The following is a 16424-nucleotide window of genomic DNA, read 5'->3' as shown; positions in this document are numbered from 1 at the left end:
GCGTTCCGGATTCGGCGGCGTCGGCGAGCTTACGGAAGGTGCCGGGTCCGACGGGCTGGGTCATGTGACGGGTCCTTTCGGTGCGGGATTCAGCGGGGGATGATGTTCAGCGGGGGATGACGTGGTCGAGGGCGCGTGCAACGTCGGTCGTTGCGGTGCAGATGTCGCCGCCGTCGTCGACGGTTGAGCTTTCGATCCCGGAGAATAGAATGGTGCCGCCGCGCGTGGTGTAACCGAGCAGGCAGAACGCGTCTCGGGGGTCGTAGACGTCACGGAACAGCACCGCGTCGCGGTCGGCGACGGTGATGTCCCGGATTCCGGTGTAGCTCGGATCGCTGATGATTTGTTCGATGGTGTCGGTCATGGCGAAGATGCTGATGCTGTACCAGGGCCCGTCCCAACGACACAGTTTCGCGTGGGTGAAGTGTTCCCCGAAGAATCCGACACGTTCGGTGGCCGGGTCGAGTCCGGCGGCGAGCAGGGCGTCGTCGGGAATGGTGCAGGAGATGAAGAGGTCGCCGGCCGGTCCGGTGTGGACGGCGGTGCCGGGTGTCGTCATCGCGCACCCCGAGAGCGTCGTGAGACCGCACAGCAGGGCGGCGAGTGCTGGCTTGGCTGGTGGCATCGGTCCCTCGGCTGATGGCGGCGGTCACAGGGTTGGACGCACGCGAGGACACATCGGTTCCACCTATCGGTATGCCGGGACCTGCGTTTCGCAGGAAGGAGCACGGGTACCAGTCCGCCATGTCGTCATCCGCAGATATCGCACATTCGACGTCCACGGCCGGCCCGACGGTGAGTGGCCTCCGGGTGCTGCGCCTGACCGCGACCCTCGGCTTCCCGTCCGTCGCGGCCGATGTCATCGCCCGCAGACCGAGAGCGATGGCGCTGCTGGAACGGTTCGGTGCGGATACGTCCGCGGTGAACACGCTGCACCGGTTGCGCGAGGAATGCGGCGCAGGACCTGCAGGTCGAGTTGCCGGGCAGGCGCTTGGCCGTCGCCCTCGAACCCGCGGATGTCGGCCGGATCCTGGAGGATTCGCCCGACCCGTTCGACCCCGCTACCCGAGAAAAGAAGGGCGCGCTCTCGCCGTTTCAGCCGCACGGAGTTCTCATCTCGCAGGGACACATTCGCGCCGAACGCCGCACCCTCAACAAGGAATCGCTGGACACCACGCGCACCGTGCATCATCTCGCCGAGCCGATCGTCGACCGGGAGGTGGACGCCCTTGTCGCGGCTGCGATCCGCTCCGGGTCGCTCGACAACGACGAATTCACCCGTACCTGGTGGCGAATCGTCCGGCAGGTAGTACTGGGGAGCTCGGCGGCAGCTGACAACGACATCACCGACAGGCTGAAAAAGCGTCGCGCCAATGGCAATTGGTCCTATTTCATCCCCGAACGCAACCGCCTGCGCGACCGCTTCATCGAAGACCGGTATCGATACGTGGACCGGGCCGAGGTGGGTTCGCTCGCCGGCGCTCTCGCCGCGTTGCCCGCAGGCGGCGCGACCGACCCGGTCGGTCAGATTCCGCACTGGCTCTTCGCTTTCGGCGCCGCTGGCATTGCATCGATACGCGCACTCGCACTGCTGGCCGGGCATCCCGGCCAACGAGCGACGGCGCGCGCCGAGATCGCCGGTAGCGACTCCGCAACGCCGCAGTCCTACCCCTGCCACGGTGCTCGAATCGCTACGGCTGTGGCCGACCACGCCGATGATCCTGCGCGATTCCACCCGCGACACCATGTGGGGGTCGGAAGGACAGCAGTTCACCATCCCCGCCGGAACCGGATTCGCGATCCTGAAGGCCGGTTTCCATCGTGACAGCGACCGGCTTCCGTTCGCGAACGAGTTCGTCCCCGAGGTGTGGCTGGACGGACGCGCCGAGTCCCGTCCCGAGTTGGTGCCGTTCAGCGCCGGGCCCGCCGTGTGTCCCGGACGCAATCTGGTGCTGCTGGTCACCAGCACCGTCCTGGCGCGACTCCTGGCGGCGGCCGACTTCCGGGTCGCGTCCGATCCTGCGCCCGCGCCGGATGTCCCACTGCCCAATACGCTCGACAACTTCGGAGTGCGGTTCGACGTCGCGCGCAGCACCGGCGCGCTGGAATGAGGAGAAGAACATGAATGCGTCCGGCACGTCGTCGAGGTCGTTGTCGTCGCCCGGTGTCATCGTCTCACCGTTCCAGTACGTGCACCCCTGCGCGGGAATCGTGTAGCCGCAGTCGTTGAGCCCCTGGAACAGATTGGCGACGATGGCGTGGGCACCGTCCTCGTTGCCGACCACGGCCGCGACCGCGACCTTCCCGAACAGGATCGGGCGGCCATTGGTCGCTGTCTCCCATGTCGGTGTCGACGCCGGGACGGATGTCGAGGTCGACCAGCCGGATCGTCTCGGCGGTCGCGTCGTACTTGCCGAGCTCGGCCAGAACCTGCTCGGTGATCAGATCGCTGCTCGACGCAGCCGGGGACGGTTTGAGGGTGCATACCAGAGCGAGTGCTTTCAGAATTGTCATGCCCGCGTGAGTACCCATGCCGCCGTTCCGGGAAAACGTGGCCGCACCGGTCGCTGAGCGATCGAAGTTTTCGCCGCTGGCATAGCCTGTTCCCCATGTCAGTCGAAGAGCCCACCGCGGTGGCGGGGGCCGGTGAAACGGTCGTGACCGATCCCGCGCATATCGTCGGTGGCCTGACCACCGAGCAGGTCGCCGAGCGGGTGGCGCGGGGGGAGACGAACGACGTCCCCGACCGCGCGTCGCGGTCCGTGAAGGACATCGTCCGCGGGAACGTGCTCACCCGGATCAACGCGATCCTCGGTGTGCTGTTCCTCATCGTCCTGGTGACCGGCTCGATCATCGACGGCATGTTCGGTCTGCTGATCGTCGCGAACAGCGGCATCGGCATCATTCAGGAAATCCGCGCGAAGCGGACCCTGGACAAGCTTGCGATCGTCAGCCAGAGCAAGCCGGTCGTGCGCCGTGACGGCAGATCCGCCGAGCTCGCCCCGCGTGAAGTGGTGCTCGACGACATCATCGAACTCGGTCCCGGTGATCAACTCGTCGTCGACGGTGTCGTCGTCGAATCGGAGGGGCTCGAACTCGACGAATCGCTGCTCACCGGCGAATCCGACAATGTCGACAAGGCGCCCGGTACGACCGTGATGTCCGGCAGCTTCGTCGCATCCGGCAGCGGCGCCTACCGTGCGACGAAGGTCGGCCGCGATGCCTATGCGGCGCGGCTCGCGGATGAGGCCAGCAAGTTCACGCTGGTGAAGTCCGAGCTGATGTCCGGCATCAACAAGATCCTGAAGTTCATCACTTACCTGATGATCCCGGCGGGTCTGCTCATCATCTACAACCAATTGTTCTCGAGCGGGCAGTCGCTGCGGCCGGCGCTCAGCGGCATGGTTGCGGCATTGGTTCCGATGGTCCCCGAGGGTCTCGTGCTGATGACGTCGATCGCCTTCGCAGTCGGGGTGATCCGGCTCGGGAAACGTCAGTGCCTCGTGCAGGAACTTCCTGCCATCGAGGGGCTGGCCCGCGTCGATGTGGTGTGCGCGGACAAGACCGGAACCCTCACCGAGAACGGGATGCGTCTGGCCGAGATCGTCCCGGTCGGCGGTGCCGACGAGAACGGCGGTGCCGACGACAACAACGGTGCCGACGAGAACAACGGTGCCGACGACAACACCGTGCGCGCGGCGCTCGCGGCGCTCGCCGGCGACGATCCGCGGCCGAACGCGAGTGTCGCCGCGATCGGGGAGGCACTGCCCGACGATCCGGGGTGGGGAGCAGCGACCGCGACGGCTCCGTTCTCGTCGGCGAAGAAGTGGAGCGGCCAGTCCTACGGCGACCACGGCAACTGGCTGCTCGGCGCCCCCGACGTGCTGCTCGATCCGGCCTCCGAGACCGCCCGCAAGGCCGAGGAGATCGGCGCGCAGGGACTGCGGGTGCTGCTCCTCGCGCATAGCGACCGTCCCGTCGACGACGCGGCCGCGCCGGGCACCGTCACCCCTCGGGCACTGGTCGTGCTCGAGCAACGGGTGCGGCCCGACGCGAAGGACACCCTCGAGTACTTCGCCGGCCAGCAGGTCGACGTGAAGATCATTTCCGGCGACAATGCGGTGTCGGTGGGCGCGGTCGCGTCGTCGCTGGGTCTGGCAGGCGGTGCACGGCCCGTCGACGCGCGCACGCTGCCCGAGGACCCGGAGCAACTCGCCGACACCGTCGCGTCGTCGACCACCTTCGGCCGGGTGCGGCCCGATCAGAAGCGGGCGATGGTCGGCGCACTGCAGTCGCGTGGGCATACCGTCGCGATGACCGGTGACGGCGTCAACGACGTGCTGGCACTCAAGGACGCCGACATCGGGGTAGCGATGGGATCGGGTAGCCCCGCCACGCGGGCGGTCGCACAGATCGTGTTGCTGGACAACAAGTTCGCGACCTTGCCGTATGTCGTCGGTGAGGGGCGTCGCGTCATCGGCAACATCGAACGGGTCTCCAACCTGTTTCTCACCAAGACGGTGTATTCGGTGTTGCTGGCATTCTTCGTCGGACTGTCGGGCGTGTTGTCGCAATTGTTCGACTTCGATCCGCTGCCGTATCCGTTCCTGCCTCGGCACGTGACGATCGCCGCGTGGTTCACGATCGGCATCCCGGCGTTCTTGTTGTCGCTGGCCCCGAACAACGAACGGGCGCGGTCCGGGTTCGTGCCCCGCGTGATGCGACTGGCGATCCCGTCCGGCGTCATCATCGGAGTCGCCACGTTCGTCTGCTACGTGCTGGTGTACGGGGGGCCGGATCAGACCGAGCAACAGAAGATTCAGGCGGGTACCTCTGCGCTGATCACCCTGATCATGATCGCCCTGTGGGTGCTCGCCGTCGTTGCCCGGCCGTATCAGCTGTGGAAGATCGTGTTGCTGATCGGTTCGGTGCTCGGCTACGTCGTCTTGTTCACGGTGCCGTTCTGCCGCGAGTTCTTCGCGCTGGATCCGTCGGATGTCGGATACACGACCATCGCGTTCGTGTGTGGCGCCGTCGGTGTGTTCCTGGTGGAGGTGTCGTGGTGGGTCAGCGGACGCCTGCACGGGGAGCGCCGCCGCCTGTTCGCGGCCCCGGACGATCTGCTCCCGGGAGTACACTGACCGGCGTACTGCGAAGCGTCCGATCGTCCGTATCGACGGAAGGAACAGCAGATGGGTCTCATGGACACGTTGAAGGGTCTGGTCGGCAAAGGTAAGGACTACGCCGCACAGAATCCCGACAAGATCGATTCCTACATCGACAAGGCCGGCGACCAGGTCGACAAGCGCACCGGTGGCAAATTCTCCGGACACGTCGACAAGGCGCAGGACGCCGCGAGGAAGTTCGTCGACACACCCGGCGACACACCCGGCGAGCCGCCCGGCGGGCAGCGGCCGCCGACCGATCCGGGTACGAGCTAGCGGTCCCCGCCTGGCTGTGGCCCATGTGGCAATCTTTCTTTCGCTCGATACCGAAGGAAAGGACATGCTGTGGGCTTCTTGGACAACGTGAAGGGTCTGGTCGACAAGGGTAAGGAACTTGCCGCCGAACACCCGGACAAGGTGAACCAGGCGATCGAGAAGGCCGGTGACCTGGCGGACAACAAGACCGGTGGCAAGTTCTCCGGTCAGGTCGATGCGGCGGAGAACGCCGCGAAGAACGCCCTCGGCACCAACTGATCGTCACCTGGGCGGCGGTGACGGAGCAGAATCGGTGCCGTGAACGGGACCTGGATTCTGCTCGTCGTCATCGCCGCCATCGCGGTCACCGGGTTGGCGGCACGTAAGAACCTGCAAGCGCCGCTGGTGCTGGTCGCGATCGGCGCGGCCGCGTCGTTCATTCCCGGGCTGCCCCGCCTGGAGTTGCCACCCGACGTGCTGCTCGGCGCGGTCCTTCCACCCTTGCTGTACTCGGCGGCGCTGCGGTTCTCCGTCCCGACCTTCCGGCGCTACCTGTCGCCGATCCTGCGGCTCGGTATCGTCACCGTCCTCGCGACCGCGTTCGCTGTCGCGTTCTTCGCGAACTGGCTCGTCCCCGAATTGACGTTCGGCGCCGCGCTGGTGCTCGGCGCGGTCGTCGCACCCACCGACGCGGTCAGTGCCGTCGCGGTCGGCCAGAAGCTGGGCCTGCCGAAACGGGTCATCGCGGTGCTCACCGGCGAAGGACTCGTCAACGACGCGACGGCCCTGACCCTGTTCACCGTCGCGGTGTCGGCGGTTGCCGGTACCCGCGTGTTCTTCGATTCTCCGGTCGTGTTCTTCGGATACGAGGTCGTCGGCGGTGTCGCGATCGGGCTCGCACTCGCGGTGGTCGTGCACTGGGTCCGGAGCCGCATGTACCACTCGCCGTTGGAAACATCCCTCGGGCTGGTGCTTCCGTTCGCCGCCTATCTCGCGGCCGAGGAAATCCACGCATCCGGGGTGCTCGCCGTCGTCGCAGCCGGCCTGTACATGGGGCACCGGGCCACCGACATGTCGGTGAATACGCGCATCCAGGAACGCTACGTGTGGGAAAGCCTGGACATCCTGCTCGAGATGTTCGTCTTCGCCTACATGGGATTGCAACTGAAGTTCGTCCTCGACGACGTCACCGACGACGGGTACGACGTCATCGTGGTGCTGCTCTACTCGGTCGCGGTGCTCGCCGTCGTCATGGTGGTCCGGCCCGCCTGGGGTCTGCTGAACTGGGGTCGTAGGCGTGTCACACGTGATGCCGGGCTGACACGGCTCGGACGCGACCCCCTGAGCTTCCGCGAACATGTGGTGGTGTCGTGGGCGGGGATGCGCGGTGTGGTGACCCTCGCCGCCGCCGGCGGCATCCCGCTGCTGCTCGCGTCGGGTGAACCGTTCCCCGGTCGCGAGATCATCCATCTCATCGCCCTGGTCGTCGCCGTCGGAACCCTGCTCATCCAGGGCGCGACCATGCCCGTCTTGATCCGGCGGCTGGATGTGTCCGACCCGTACGAGCGGCTCCGCGCCGACGAGCAGCGCACCCTCGCCCAGACCATCGTCACCGCTGCCGCCCACGACGAACTCCGGAACCTCGCGGACAATCCGCCGTCCGGGTTCGACGTCGACGCCGTGCGCCGCATCCTCGAGCGGGTGCGCCGCTCCATCCAGGCACGCGTCGACGCCAACGCCGTCGAATCCGAGAACGAGACCGACCGCAGTCTCGACGCCGGAGCGCTGTTCGACGAATTCCGGCGATCGATCCTGCGCGCGCAGCGCACCGCTCTGATCGCCGCGCGGGACGAAGGCAGCCTCGACGACGAAACCTTGCGTGTCGAACTCGAAAGCCTCGACGTCGAGGAGGCCGCGGCGGAAGAGCGGATCGACCGGCGCGGCAGGTCGTGAGCGTCGTACCGTGTCGGCCATGACCGAATCCGTGCCGTACGACCGGACAGCCGCACCGTGACCGGCGTCGTCGTCCTGACGGTGCTGGTGGTGGCACTCGTCGTTGTGGGTATCGGTGCGGTGTGGGCACGCACCCGGCGGGTCGTCACCACACCCGCGGAACGTGCCGTGCACGCGACACTGCACACCGCCTCGCTCGCTGCGCGACCGCTGCGCCGCGGTCTCGACGCGACGTCCGCGCAGGAGGCCGCCCCGCATCTGCGGACCCTCACCGGTGCGCAGGCCGTCGCGTTGCTCGACACGGACGGCAACAGGCTCGCCTGGCACGGACTGTACGAGGGGCTCGCCGATCGGATGCGCGAGGCCGCCGTCAGCGCGATCGAGGGGGAGCGCCGGGTGCTCGTCGGCCACGGCGACCTGGGGCGCGGCCCCGACGAGCTTCCGGTGCGCGCGGTGATCGCCCAGCCGCTGATCATCGACGACGTGGGGGTGGTCGGGGTGCTCGGCGTCGTCACCACCACCGAACCCGGCCCCGCGATGCTCGGGGTCCTCGCCGAGGTCGCGGGGTACGCGTGCAGCCAGATCGAACTTGCCGAACTGGACGCGTCCCGCGCGCGGCTGGACCGCGCCGAGGTGCGGGCGTTGCGCGCCCAGATCAGCCCCCATTTCATTTACAACGCGCTCAACACGGTCACCTCGTTCGTGCGTACCGACCCCGATCGGGCCCGCGAACTACTCCTCGAGTTCGCGGATTTCACCCGCTATTCGTTCCGGGCCACCGGCGAGTACACGGTGCTCGCCGACGAACTGCGCAACATCGACCGGTACCTCACCCTCGAACGCGCCCGATTCGGCAATGCCCTCGAGGTGCGCCTGCAGGTCGCCCCCGAGGTTCTCGGTGTGGTGTTGCCGTTCCTGGCGTTGCAGCCGCTGGTGGAGAATGCGGTGCGGCACGGTATCGCAGGGAAGCCGACCCGGGCGGGCACCATCTCCATCACCGCCGCGGACGAAGGCACCGACTGTGTCATCAGCGTCGAGGACGACGGTGTCGGGATGGACCCGGAACTGCTGCGATCGGGTTCGCTCGACGCGGTCGCGGACCGAGAGGGCAGTACCGTCAAGGAGTCCGCGCACGTGGGGCTGGCGAACGTCGACGACCGGTTGCGGGCCGCGTTCGGCAACGATTACGGGCTGGTCGTCGAGACCGCCCCGGACGCGGGAACGAAGGTCAGCATGCGGGTCCCGAAGTTCCGGCCGGGGATACGGCCGTGACCGGGGTGCTGGCATGGCACGATGAGTCCGTTGTGAACGACGAACCGGACCATCTCGCCGTGCTGGCGGTCGACGACGAACCGCCCGCACTCGACGAGCTTGCCTATCTCCTGCGCCGATGCGACGACATCGGCTCGGTCCACACGGCAGGTGACGCGACCACCGCGTTGCGGTTGTTGCAGGACGGCGGTATCGACGCGGTGTTCCTCGACATCAACATGCCGGGTCTGGACGGGCTCGAACTCGCCGGGATCCTCCGCAATTTCGCGCAGCCGCCATCGGTGGTCTTCGTGACCGCGCACGACGACCGGGCGGTCGCCGCATTCGATCTGGGGGCCGTCGACTATCTGCTCAAGCCGCTGCGTGAGGAACGGCTCGCCGAAGCGGTCCGGCGCATCGCGGAACGCCGCCGGAGCAGCAGCGGCCAGAATGATGCGGCGGTACCGTCCGACGAAGTGATTCCCGTCGAATTGGGCGGGGTCACGACGCTGGTGCAGCGATCGTCGGTGCGGTGGGTCGAAGCCGACGGCGACTACGCGCGTTTGCACACCGGAACCGGTTCGCATCTCGTGCGCATCCCCATTTCGACTCTGGAGAGTCGCTGGGCGGACGCCGGGTTCCTTCGCGTGCACCGGTCGTTTCTGGTGGCGTTGCCGTTGGTGACCGGGATTCGCAGTGTCGGGTCCGGCCTGGTGGTGTGCCTGCGGGCGGCGGGGGACGGGCCGGTGGTGGAGCTTCCGGTGAGTCGCCGTCACACGCGTGAACTCAAGGATCGGCTCATCCGAGGTCCGATGCAGACGTGGACGTCCCGATGAGCGGCGCCGGTCCGCCGCCGCGGCAACGGGTGGTGCTCGCGCAGCGGCGCGGCGCCCGCATGGTTCGTACCCGCATCGAGGTGCAGCAGCAGACCGAGATCGGTGACGCGATGGTGCGTGGCCTGATCCGGGCGCAGCTCGGGCTCGCGTTGCGGCTGGCGCTCGTCGCGGTCTGCCTGCTCGGTGCGTTGCCGGTGCTGTTCGCCGCGGTGCCCACGCTCGCGGAGGTGACGGTACTGGGGCTGCGGCTGCCGTGGTTGCTGCTCGGCATCGTCGGCTATCCGGTACTGCTGGGCATCGCGTGGCTGTTCGTGCGGCTGGCCGAACGCAACGAGCAGGACTTCACCGACCTGACCGACGACTGAGCTGCGATGGACACCGGTTCGATTCCTGTCCTCACCGTTGTCGGCCTGGTCGCGGCCGCGGCTGCGACCGTCGCGATCGGCATCTACGGTGTGCGTTTGGCGCGCACCACGTCCGACTTCCTCGTTGCGTCACGCACTGTGGGGCCACGTTGGAATGCGGCCGCAATTTCCGGTGAGTACCTTTCTGCCGCATCATTTCTCGGTGTTGCCGGACTGGTCGCGAAGTACGGGGCCGACGCCCTGTGGTATCCGGTGGGTTTCGCGGCGGGCTATCTGGGTCTGCTGCTGTTCGTCGCGGCACCGTTGCGCCGATCCGGTGCGTACACGGTGCCGGATTTCGCCGAATTCCGCCTCGGGGCGCGCTGGCTGCGGACCCTCGCGATGATCGTCGTCGCGGTCATCTGTGTGCTGTATCTGGTACCGCAGTTCCAGGGGGCGGGACTGACCTTGAACATCCTGCTGGGGCTGCCCGACTGGGTGGGCGTCGCCGCGGTCGGGGTGATCGTCGTCGGCAATGTCGTCGGTGGTGGCATGCGGTCGATCACGTTCGTGCAGGCATTCCAGTACTGGCTCAAACTCACCGCGGTCGCGCTGCCGGCGTTGGTGCTCGCACTGCACTTCTTCGCCGAGGATCGGGCCGTGTCCGAGCCGGTGCCGCCCACCGTCACCGACCGCACCACCGTCGACATCACCACCGACGTGATCGTGCAGGTCGCACAGCCCTTGCCGGTGACCGTCACCGGGCACGTCGACGGCCGGCCGGTCGCGGGTCCGGTGCTGCTCGAACCGGGAGAACACGAACTGTCGGCGGGAACCGAACTGGTGCTCGACGCGGGCTCGCCGGTTCCGGTGGTGGCGGGTGCGCCGCCGGACAACGACTCGTGGGCCTCACCGGGCAACGGATTCGGCGGCCACTATCCGATGTTCCAGGTGTATTCGCTGATCCTCGCGACGTTTCTCGGCACGATGGGGTTGCCGCACGTGCTGGTGCGGTTCTACACGAACCCCGACGGCCGCACCGCGCGTGTGACGTCGCTCGCCGTCATCGGGTTGGTCGGCCTGTTCTATCTGTTTCCGACGCTGCTCGGGGTGTTCGCGCGGCTGTACGTGCCGCAGTTGCTCATCACCGGGCGTTCGGATGCGGCGGTGCTGCTGCTGCCCGGATCGGTGCTGTCCGGTTGGGGTGGTCAACTGCTCGCGGCGCTTGTCGCGTCCGGCGCGATCGCCGCGTTCCTGTCCACGTCGTCGGGGCTGCTGGTCAGCGTCGCGGGTGTGTTGTCGACGGACGTGCTGCGCGGGCGCATTCGGGACTTCCGGATCGCGGCGGTGCTCGCCGGTCTGGTGCCGCTGGCACTGGCGTTGTCGGTGACCTCGCTGGATCTGTCGCGGTCGGTCGGGTTGGTGTTCGCGGTGGCGGCGTCGACGTTGTGTCCGCTGCTGGTTCTCGGCATCTGGTGGCGCGGTCTCACCGCGGCGGGCGCCGCGGCGGGCATGGTGCTGGGCGGGCTGGTGGCCGGGAGTGCGGCGATGGTGGTGGTGCTGGCCCCCGTCGACCCGGAGCGTGGCGCCGGCCGGCTCGAAGTCCTCGTCGGCTACCCCGCCGCGGTGAGTGTTCCGCTGGCGTTCCTGACGATGGTGCTGGTCAGCCTCGCCACTCGCCGTTCGGTGCCCGCCGACGTGGGTCGCACCTTTTCCCGGATGCACGTCCCGGAACGGCTGGGGATGGGTCGCGACCGTGAGGTCGGCGCGTTCGGTGCGGGCACGGCCGGAACGGACGATCGGCGCCGTTCGTCGCGGTGAGTCGACCGCTCGGCGCACCGCACGACAGTTCGGCGTCCGGGAGGCGCGCGACCCTTACGCGTGTGACTGTCGTCTCACTACCGTCTGTGCTCACTACAACTCACACGACCACCGAGGAGTCGGCAGTGACCACAGTCAGTAACGGGAGCGACGCACCGTCGCGCCGTGACCCCACGCCACAGGACTTCGTCGACATGCAGGCGAGTCCCGAGTTTCAGGAGCTGCGCAGCAGACTCCGGCGGTTCGTGTTCCCGGTGACGGTGTTCTTCCTCGCCTGGTACGGGGTGTACGTACTCCTCGCGACGTATGCCGCCGACTTCATGGCGACGAAGGTGATCGGCAACATCAATCTCGGCATCATCCTCGGCCTCGGTCAGTTCGTCACCACGTTCGTGATCACGGCCGTATACGTGAAATTCGCCGGACGCGAACTCGACCCCCGCGCCGCCGCGATCCGCGACGAACTGGAAGGACCGGCCCAGTGACCGTTCTCGCGCAGAGTGGGACCGCCGACGTCGGCAACCCCATGATCAACATCGCGATCTTCATCGCGTTCGTCGTCGGCACGATGACGCTGGTCATCAAGGCAAGCCGCACCACCAAGAAGGCCTCCGACTTCTACACCGGCGGCGGCCAGTTCTCCGGCCCGCAGAACGGTTTCGCGATCGCCGGTGACTACCTGTCGGCCGCGTCGTTCCTCGGGATCGCCGGCGCCATCGCGGTCTACGGGTACGACGGCTTCCTGTACTCCATCGGCTTCCTCGTCGCGTGGCTCGTCGCGTTGCTGCTCGTCGCCGAACTCCTGCGGAACACCGGCAGGTTCACGATGGCCGACGTCCTGAGCTTCCGGCTCAAGCAGCGTCCGGTCCGGATGGCCGCGGCGCTGTCCACGCTCGCGGTCTCGCTGTTCTACCTGCTCGCCCAGATGGCCGGTGCCGGTGGCCTGGTCGCGTTGCTGCTCGACATCCACGACAAGGCCGGTCAGGCAATCGTCGTCGCGGTCGTCGGTGTCCTCATGATCGTCTACGTGCTCATCGGCGGCATGAAGGGCACCACCTACGTGCAGATGGTCAAGGCCGTTCTGCTCATCGCAGGCGCCGGAATCATGTTCGTGCTCGTGTTGTTCGCGGTCCGCGGCAACTTCTCCCAACTGCTCGCCGACGCGCAGGCCATGGCGTCGAACTCGACGGATCAGGCGGTCGCCGGCCGCGACATCCTCGCCCCCGGGGCGAAGTACGGCATCAGCGACATGACCCGCATCGACTTCGTGTCGCTCGGTATCGCCCTGGTGCTCGGCACCGCCGGCCTGCCGCACGTGCTCATGCGCTTCTACACGGTGCCGACCGCGAAGGAAGCCCGCCGCTCGGTGACCTGGGCGATCGCGCTGATCGGCGCGTTCTACCTGTTCACCCTCGTCCTCGGCTACGGTGCCGCGAAGATGGTCGGCCCCGACGTCATCCTGGGTGCTCCCGGTAAGGAAAATGCCGCCGCACCGCTGCTGGCCTTCGAACTCGGCGGCACGCTGTTCCTGGCGATCATCTCCGCGGTCGCGTTCGCCACGATCCTCGCGGTCGTCGCGGGCCTGGCCATCACCGCCTCGGCGTCCTTCGCCCACGACATCTACGCCAGTGTCATCAAGCGCGGCAACGCAACCGAGGACGAGCAGGTGCGGGTCTCGCGCATCACCGTCGTCGTCATCGGTCTGGTGTCGATCGTGCTCGGCATCATGGCGATGGGCCAGAACATCGCCTTCCTGGTCGCGCTCGCGTTCGCAGTGGCTGCCTCGGCGAACCTGCCGACCCTGCTGTACTCGCTGTTCTGGAAGAAGTTCAACACCACCGGCGCGCTGTTCAGCATCTACGGTGGCCTGATCAGCTGCCTGCTGCTGATCGTGTTCTCCCCGGCGGTGTCCGGCAAGCCGTCGTCGATGTTCCCGAACGCCGACTTCGCGTTGTTCCCGCTGTCCAACCCGGGCATCGTGTCCATCCCGCTGGCCTTCGTCCTCGGTATCGTCGGCACCTACATCGGCCGCCGCAAGACGGAAGACCCGTTCAAGCAGGCCGAGATGGAGGTCCGCTCGCTCACCGGTGTCGGTGTCGAAAAGGCTGTCGCACACTGAGAATCCGGTTCGAAGCATCGGTGCCGCACTCCGTGGTGGGAGTGCGGCACCGATGCGTGTGCGGGTTCTCAGCCTGCCGCGCGTGTTACGGCGTGGCCGGCAGTTCGAGGAAGCGCAGCGGGGCGGTCTCGGCGAAGTGGCCCGTGACATTGCCGCCGAGCCCACCCTCGAGTGCCGTGTCGCCGAGCAGATCGAGTTTTCGGGCGGAGGCACCCTCGTCGAAGTCCAACTCGGCGAAGTCGACCCACAGGACATTCGGCCGGGTCGTCGACGCGAACACGTACCGCCGGTTCGTCAAATCGCCCACGGTCTGCCAGATCGTCTGTGACGCATTGGGCTTGTCCGGGTCCGGGATCCGGAACGGCTGAGCCGCGTTGCGGATGACACTGAACATTCCGGCAATCGCCTCGACCTGGCTTTTCGGTTCGGGGAGCCGACTGACATAGTATGCGGCGCGGGCGAACCGGTCGGCGGCCTGCGTGGTGCCGGGCAGTGGATGATCGCCGCCGAACCCGTCGAGCGTGCGGAGCAGTTCGAGTTGCTTGTCGTAGGTCGGCGAGTTCGTCATCACGTGATAGCTGCGGTCGTGCCAGACGGTGACCTTGCCGTCGACGTATTCGATGATCGCCGAGTCGCCGGTCGCGTCGTCCAGGGCGAGGTGCACCGCGGGCACCTCGCCGGTGGCCGGGTCGCCGAGTGGGACGACCTGCACGTCGGACTGTTCGATCCAGGTGGCCGCGTCCGCAACCGTGGCGAAATTGTCCAGGAAATACTGGAGCCACACGGCCATGCTCAATGCGGGCCGGGACTTGTCGTACGTTCCGTAGTCGGATTCCGCGAGCCACAGGATGTGCCCGGACAGGCCGGCTTCGTTCATGCCGTCGACGGTCATCATGTCGAAGGCACCGGCGACCACACTGCCGAAATTCGAAGTCCAGGACAGTGATCCACCGACCCCGTCCCGCCGGTCGATTCCGCGGGGCAGGGACCACAGATTCGTCCCGGTGTCGCGGTGGTAGTCCATGTTCCGTCCGACGAGGACCGCTCCCGCCGCCGTTGGCCACACAACCCTCGTGCACATGTTCTTCTCACTTCCCTGCCTGCCGGGCACTCGCGTGATCGAATTGTTCGGGATTTCGAGGTGCGTCCGACTTTGGCACAATCGGGGCGGGTTGCGCGGTGGTTGGCGCGGATCGACCCACATCGCTGCGTACGCACCGCCGACCCCTCGACGGCGGTGCGTCGATCGATGCAGACCGATCAGAGGTACCAGCCTCCGTTGACACCGATGATCTGACCGGTGATGAATCCCGCGTCGTCCGAGCATAGGAAGGCACACGCGGCGGCCACGTCGTCGGGAGTCCCGTTGCGCCGCACCGGAGTCATGCCCGCGAGCATGTCCAGATCGATGTTGCCCGCGGCGGCGCCGTTGCGTGCCATCGGCGTGTCGATGATCGACGGCGGAATGGTGTTCACGGTGATGCCTTGCGGTGCGAACTCGTAGGACAGTGCCTTGGTCAGTGCGATGACGCCGCCCTTGGATGCGACGTAGTGCGCGCGGTCCGGTGCGCCGGATTGGGCGCTGGACGACGAGATCGTGATGATGCGACCCCAGCCGCATTCGACCATGTCCGGGACGGCGGCTTGGATCGAATGGAACGTGCCGGTGAGATTGACCGAGATGATCTTGTCCCATTCGTCCGCCGTGATCCGGGTGAACGGCGCGCTGAGTTCGATTCCGGCGCTGGTGACCATGATCGAGACCGGCCCCAGTTCGGATCGGACCGTGTCGAGTGCCGCATCGATGGCGCTGCGATCGGTGACGTCGACGTCGAGTCCGATCGCGGAGGCGCCGTCCGCCTGCAGTTTCTCGGCGGCGATCCGTGCCTCGTCGCCCTGCCGATCCAGGAGAGCAACGGGGTGCCCCTGCTCGGCGAGATGCCGGCCGACGGCCAGTCCGATGCCGGATGCGCCTCCGGTGACGACGGCGACACGCTTCGCTGCGACGTCTGCCTTGTTCTGATCCATGGTGGCCTTTCGGTGTGAGGTCGGCGATGCGGGTCGGTCCTCGGGAGTGCGCGCGGTGGTGCGGCACGCCCCGTGCTGAGCAGTTGCATAGCATTGCTGAGCACTTGAATAGCACGCCGGATGGAACGTGGTCAAGGTCACACCATTGCGGAGCGATACGATGTGCGGACAGCAACGGCCGCTCGTTCGGACTATGGAGGTGGACCGCGCGCATGCCCACGCCGCGCAGAATCGGGGCCCCCGACGCAAAAAATCGCTCGGTCCTACTCGACGCAGCCGAGGCGGTCATGCTCGAATACGGCTATGCCGCTGTCTCGTCCCGTCGGGTCGCGGAACAGGCCGGTCTGAAACCTCAACTCGTGCACTACTACTTCGTGAACATGGACGAGTTGCTCGCGGAGGTGTTTCGGCGCCGCGCCGAACGGGGCCTCGAGATCCAGGCGAAGGCGCTGGCATCCCCTCAGCCGCTGTGGGCACTGTGGCGGTTCAGCAGCAATCCAGCCGGGGTCGCGCTCACGATGGAATTCATGGCGATGTCGCGGCACCGGCCCGCGCTGCGCGCTCTCCTCGCCGACTACTCCGAGCGATTCCGCCGCGACCAAGCCGAGGCGATCGGAATGCTCCTCGACCGGTACGGCATTGCGCACGAGGA

The 16424-nt window shown here is 67.1% G+C and carries 16 protein-coding genes and 1 pseudogene; 12 read left to right on the top strand and 5 right to left on the bottom strand.

The features are described from left to right. Positions 1 to 106: 106 nt before the first annotated feature. Together WAX14_RS10720 and WAX14_RS10715 are read right to left on the bottom strand one after the other, a co-directional pair. Complete coding sequence (locus WAX14_RS10720; protein ID WP_422628059.1) at positions 107 to 625, bottom strand: DUF3558 family protein; 519 nt, start codon at positions 623 to 625, stop codon at positions 107 to 109. A gap of 234 nt (positions 626 to 859) precedes the next feature. Then, on the bottom strand, positions 860 to 1735 hold the full coding sequence (locus WAX14_RS10715; RefSeq protein WP_422628058.1) for a hypothetical protein: 876 nt from the start codon (positions 1733 to 1735) through the stop codon (positions 860 to 862). Here WAX14_RS10715 and WAX14_RS10710 point away from each other — a divergent pair. Continuing rightward, positions 1680 to 2111: a cytochrome P450 gene (locus WAX14_RS10710; RefSeq protein ID WP_422628061.1), complete on the top strand. Its 432-nt coding sequence runs from the start codon at positions 1680 to 1682 to the stop codon at positions 2109 to 2111. The genes WAX14_RS10715 and WAX14_RS10710 overlap by 56 nt on opposite strands. A 15-nt stretch (positions 2112 to 2126) precedes the next feature. Here WAX14_RS10710 and WAX14_RS10705 read toward each other — a convergent pair. Then, positions 2127 to 2514: pseudogene (locus tag WAX14_RS10705) on the bottom strand (flavodoxin); the annotation flags it as partial. Between the two features lie 95 nt (positions 2515 to 2609). Between WAX14_RS10705 and WAX14_RS10700 the strand changes: the two are divergent. The 10 genes from WAX14_RS10700 to WAX14_RS10655 all read left to right on the top strand — a co-directional run bounded on the left by WAX14_RS10700 (position 2610) and on the right by WAX14_RS10655 (position 13744). Next, on the top strand, positions 2610 to 5141 hold the full coding sequence (locus WAX14_RS10700; protein WP_422628057.1) for an HAD-IC family P-type ATPase: 2532 nt from the start codon (positions 2610 to 2612) through the stop codon (positions 5139 to 5141). A gap of 51 nt (positions 5142 to 5192) precedes the next feature. Next, complete coding sequence (locus tag WAX14_RS10695; RefSeq protein ID WP_422628056.1) at positions 5193 to 5441, top strand: antitoxin; 249 nt, start codon at positions 5193 to 5195, stop codon at positions 5439 to 5441. A gap of 69 nt (positions 5442 to 5510) precedes the next feature. Beyond that, on the top strand, positions 5511 to 5699 hold the full coding sequence (locus WAX14_RS10690) for an antitoxin (RefSeq protein ID WP_422628055.1): 189 nt from the start codon (positions 5511 to 5513) through the stop codon (positions 5697 to 5699). A 39-nt stretch (positions 5700 to 5738) separates the two neighbouring features. Next, positions 5739 to 7373, top strand: a complete 1635-nt coding sequence (locus WAX14_RS10685; RefSeq protein ID WP_422628054.1) for a Na+/H+ antiporter — start codon at positions 5739 to 5741, stop codon at positions 7371 to 7373. 57 nt (positions 7374 to 7430) lie between these two features. Then, a complete protein-coding gene (locus WAX14_RS10680; protein ID WP_422628053.1) occupies positions 7431 to 8645 on the top strand; it encodes a sensor histidine kinase in 1215 nt (404 codons plus the stop codon). Between the two features lie 32 nt (positions 8646 to 8677). Then, entirely contained in the window at positions 8678 to 9460 is a 783-nt protein-coding gene (locus tag WAX14_RS10675) for a LytR/AlgR family response regulator transcription factor (RefSeq protein WP_422628052.1), read from the top strand. Next, complete coding sequence (locus WAX14_RS10670; protein WP_422628051.1) at positions 9457 to 9825, top strand: hypothetical protein; 369 nt, start codon at positions 9457 to 9459, stop codon at positions 9823 to 9825. The genes WAX14_RS10675 and WAX14_RS10670 overlap by 4 nt, the downstream gene beginning before the upstream one ends. A gap of 6 nt (positions 9826 to 9831) precedes the next feature. Continuing rightward, entirely contained in the window at positions 9832 to 11625 is a 1794-nt protein-coding gene (locus tag WAX14_RS10665; protein ID WP_422628050.1) for a cation acetate symporter, read from the top strand. Between the two features lie 194 nt (positions 11626 to 11819). Then, positions 11820 to 12110, top strand: a complete 291-nt coding sequence (locus WAX14_RS10660) for a DUF485 domain-containing protein (protein ID WP_082900106.1) — start codon at positions 11820 to 11822, stop codon at positions 12108 to 12110. A gap of 41 nt (positions 12111 to 12151) precedes the next feature. Continuing rightward, positions 12152 to 13744 carry a cation acetate symporter gene (locus WAX14_RS10655; RefSeq protein WP_422628060.1) on the top strand — a complete coding sequence of 531 codons (1593 nt, stop codon included), beginning with the start codon at positions 12152 to 12154 and terminating at the stop codon, positions 13742 to 13744. A gap of 85 nt (positions 13745 to 13829) precedes the next feature. On the opposite strand, the gene WAX14_RS10650 is transcribed toward WAX14_RS10655, so the two are convergent. Together WAX14_RS10650 and WAX14_RS10645 are read right to left on the bottom strand one after the other, a co-directional pair. Then, positions 13830 to 14825, bottom strand: coding sequence for a linear amide C-N hydrolase (locus WAX14_RS10650; protein ID WP_422628049.1), 996 nt, complete (start codon positions 14823 to 14825; stop codon positions 13830 to 13832). Between the two features lie 179 nt (positions 14826 to 15004). Further along, positions 15005 to 15772 carry an SDR family NAD(P)-dependent oxidoreductase gene (locus tag WAX14_RS10645; RefSeq protein WP_422628048.1) on the bottom strand — a complete coding sequence of 256 codons (768 nt, stop codon included), beginning with the start codon at positions 15770 to 15772 and terminating at the stop codon, positions 15005 to 15007. 212 nt (positions 15773 to 15984) lie between these two features. On the opposite strand from WAX14_RS10645, the gene WAX14_RS10640 reads away from it, so the two are divergent. Continuing rightward, positions 15985 to 16424, top strand: a 440-nt coding sequence (locus tag WAX14_RS10640) for a TetR/AcrR family transcriptional regulator (RefSeq protein WP_422628047.1), incomplete at its 3' end; no start/stop codon positions are given.

The organism is Rhodococcus sp. (in: high G+C Gram-positive bacteria) (assembly GCF_049299235.1).
In the GTDB taxonomy this organism is placed as follows: Bacteria; Actinomycetota; Actinomycetes; order Mycobacteriales; family Mycobacteriaceae; genus Rhodococcus.
Note: the sequence above shows the minus strand (reverse complement) of the source record. Positions and strands in the feature narration are given on the sequence as shown.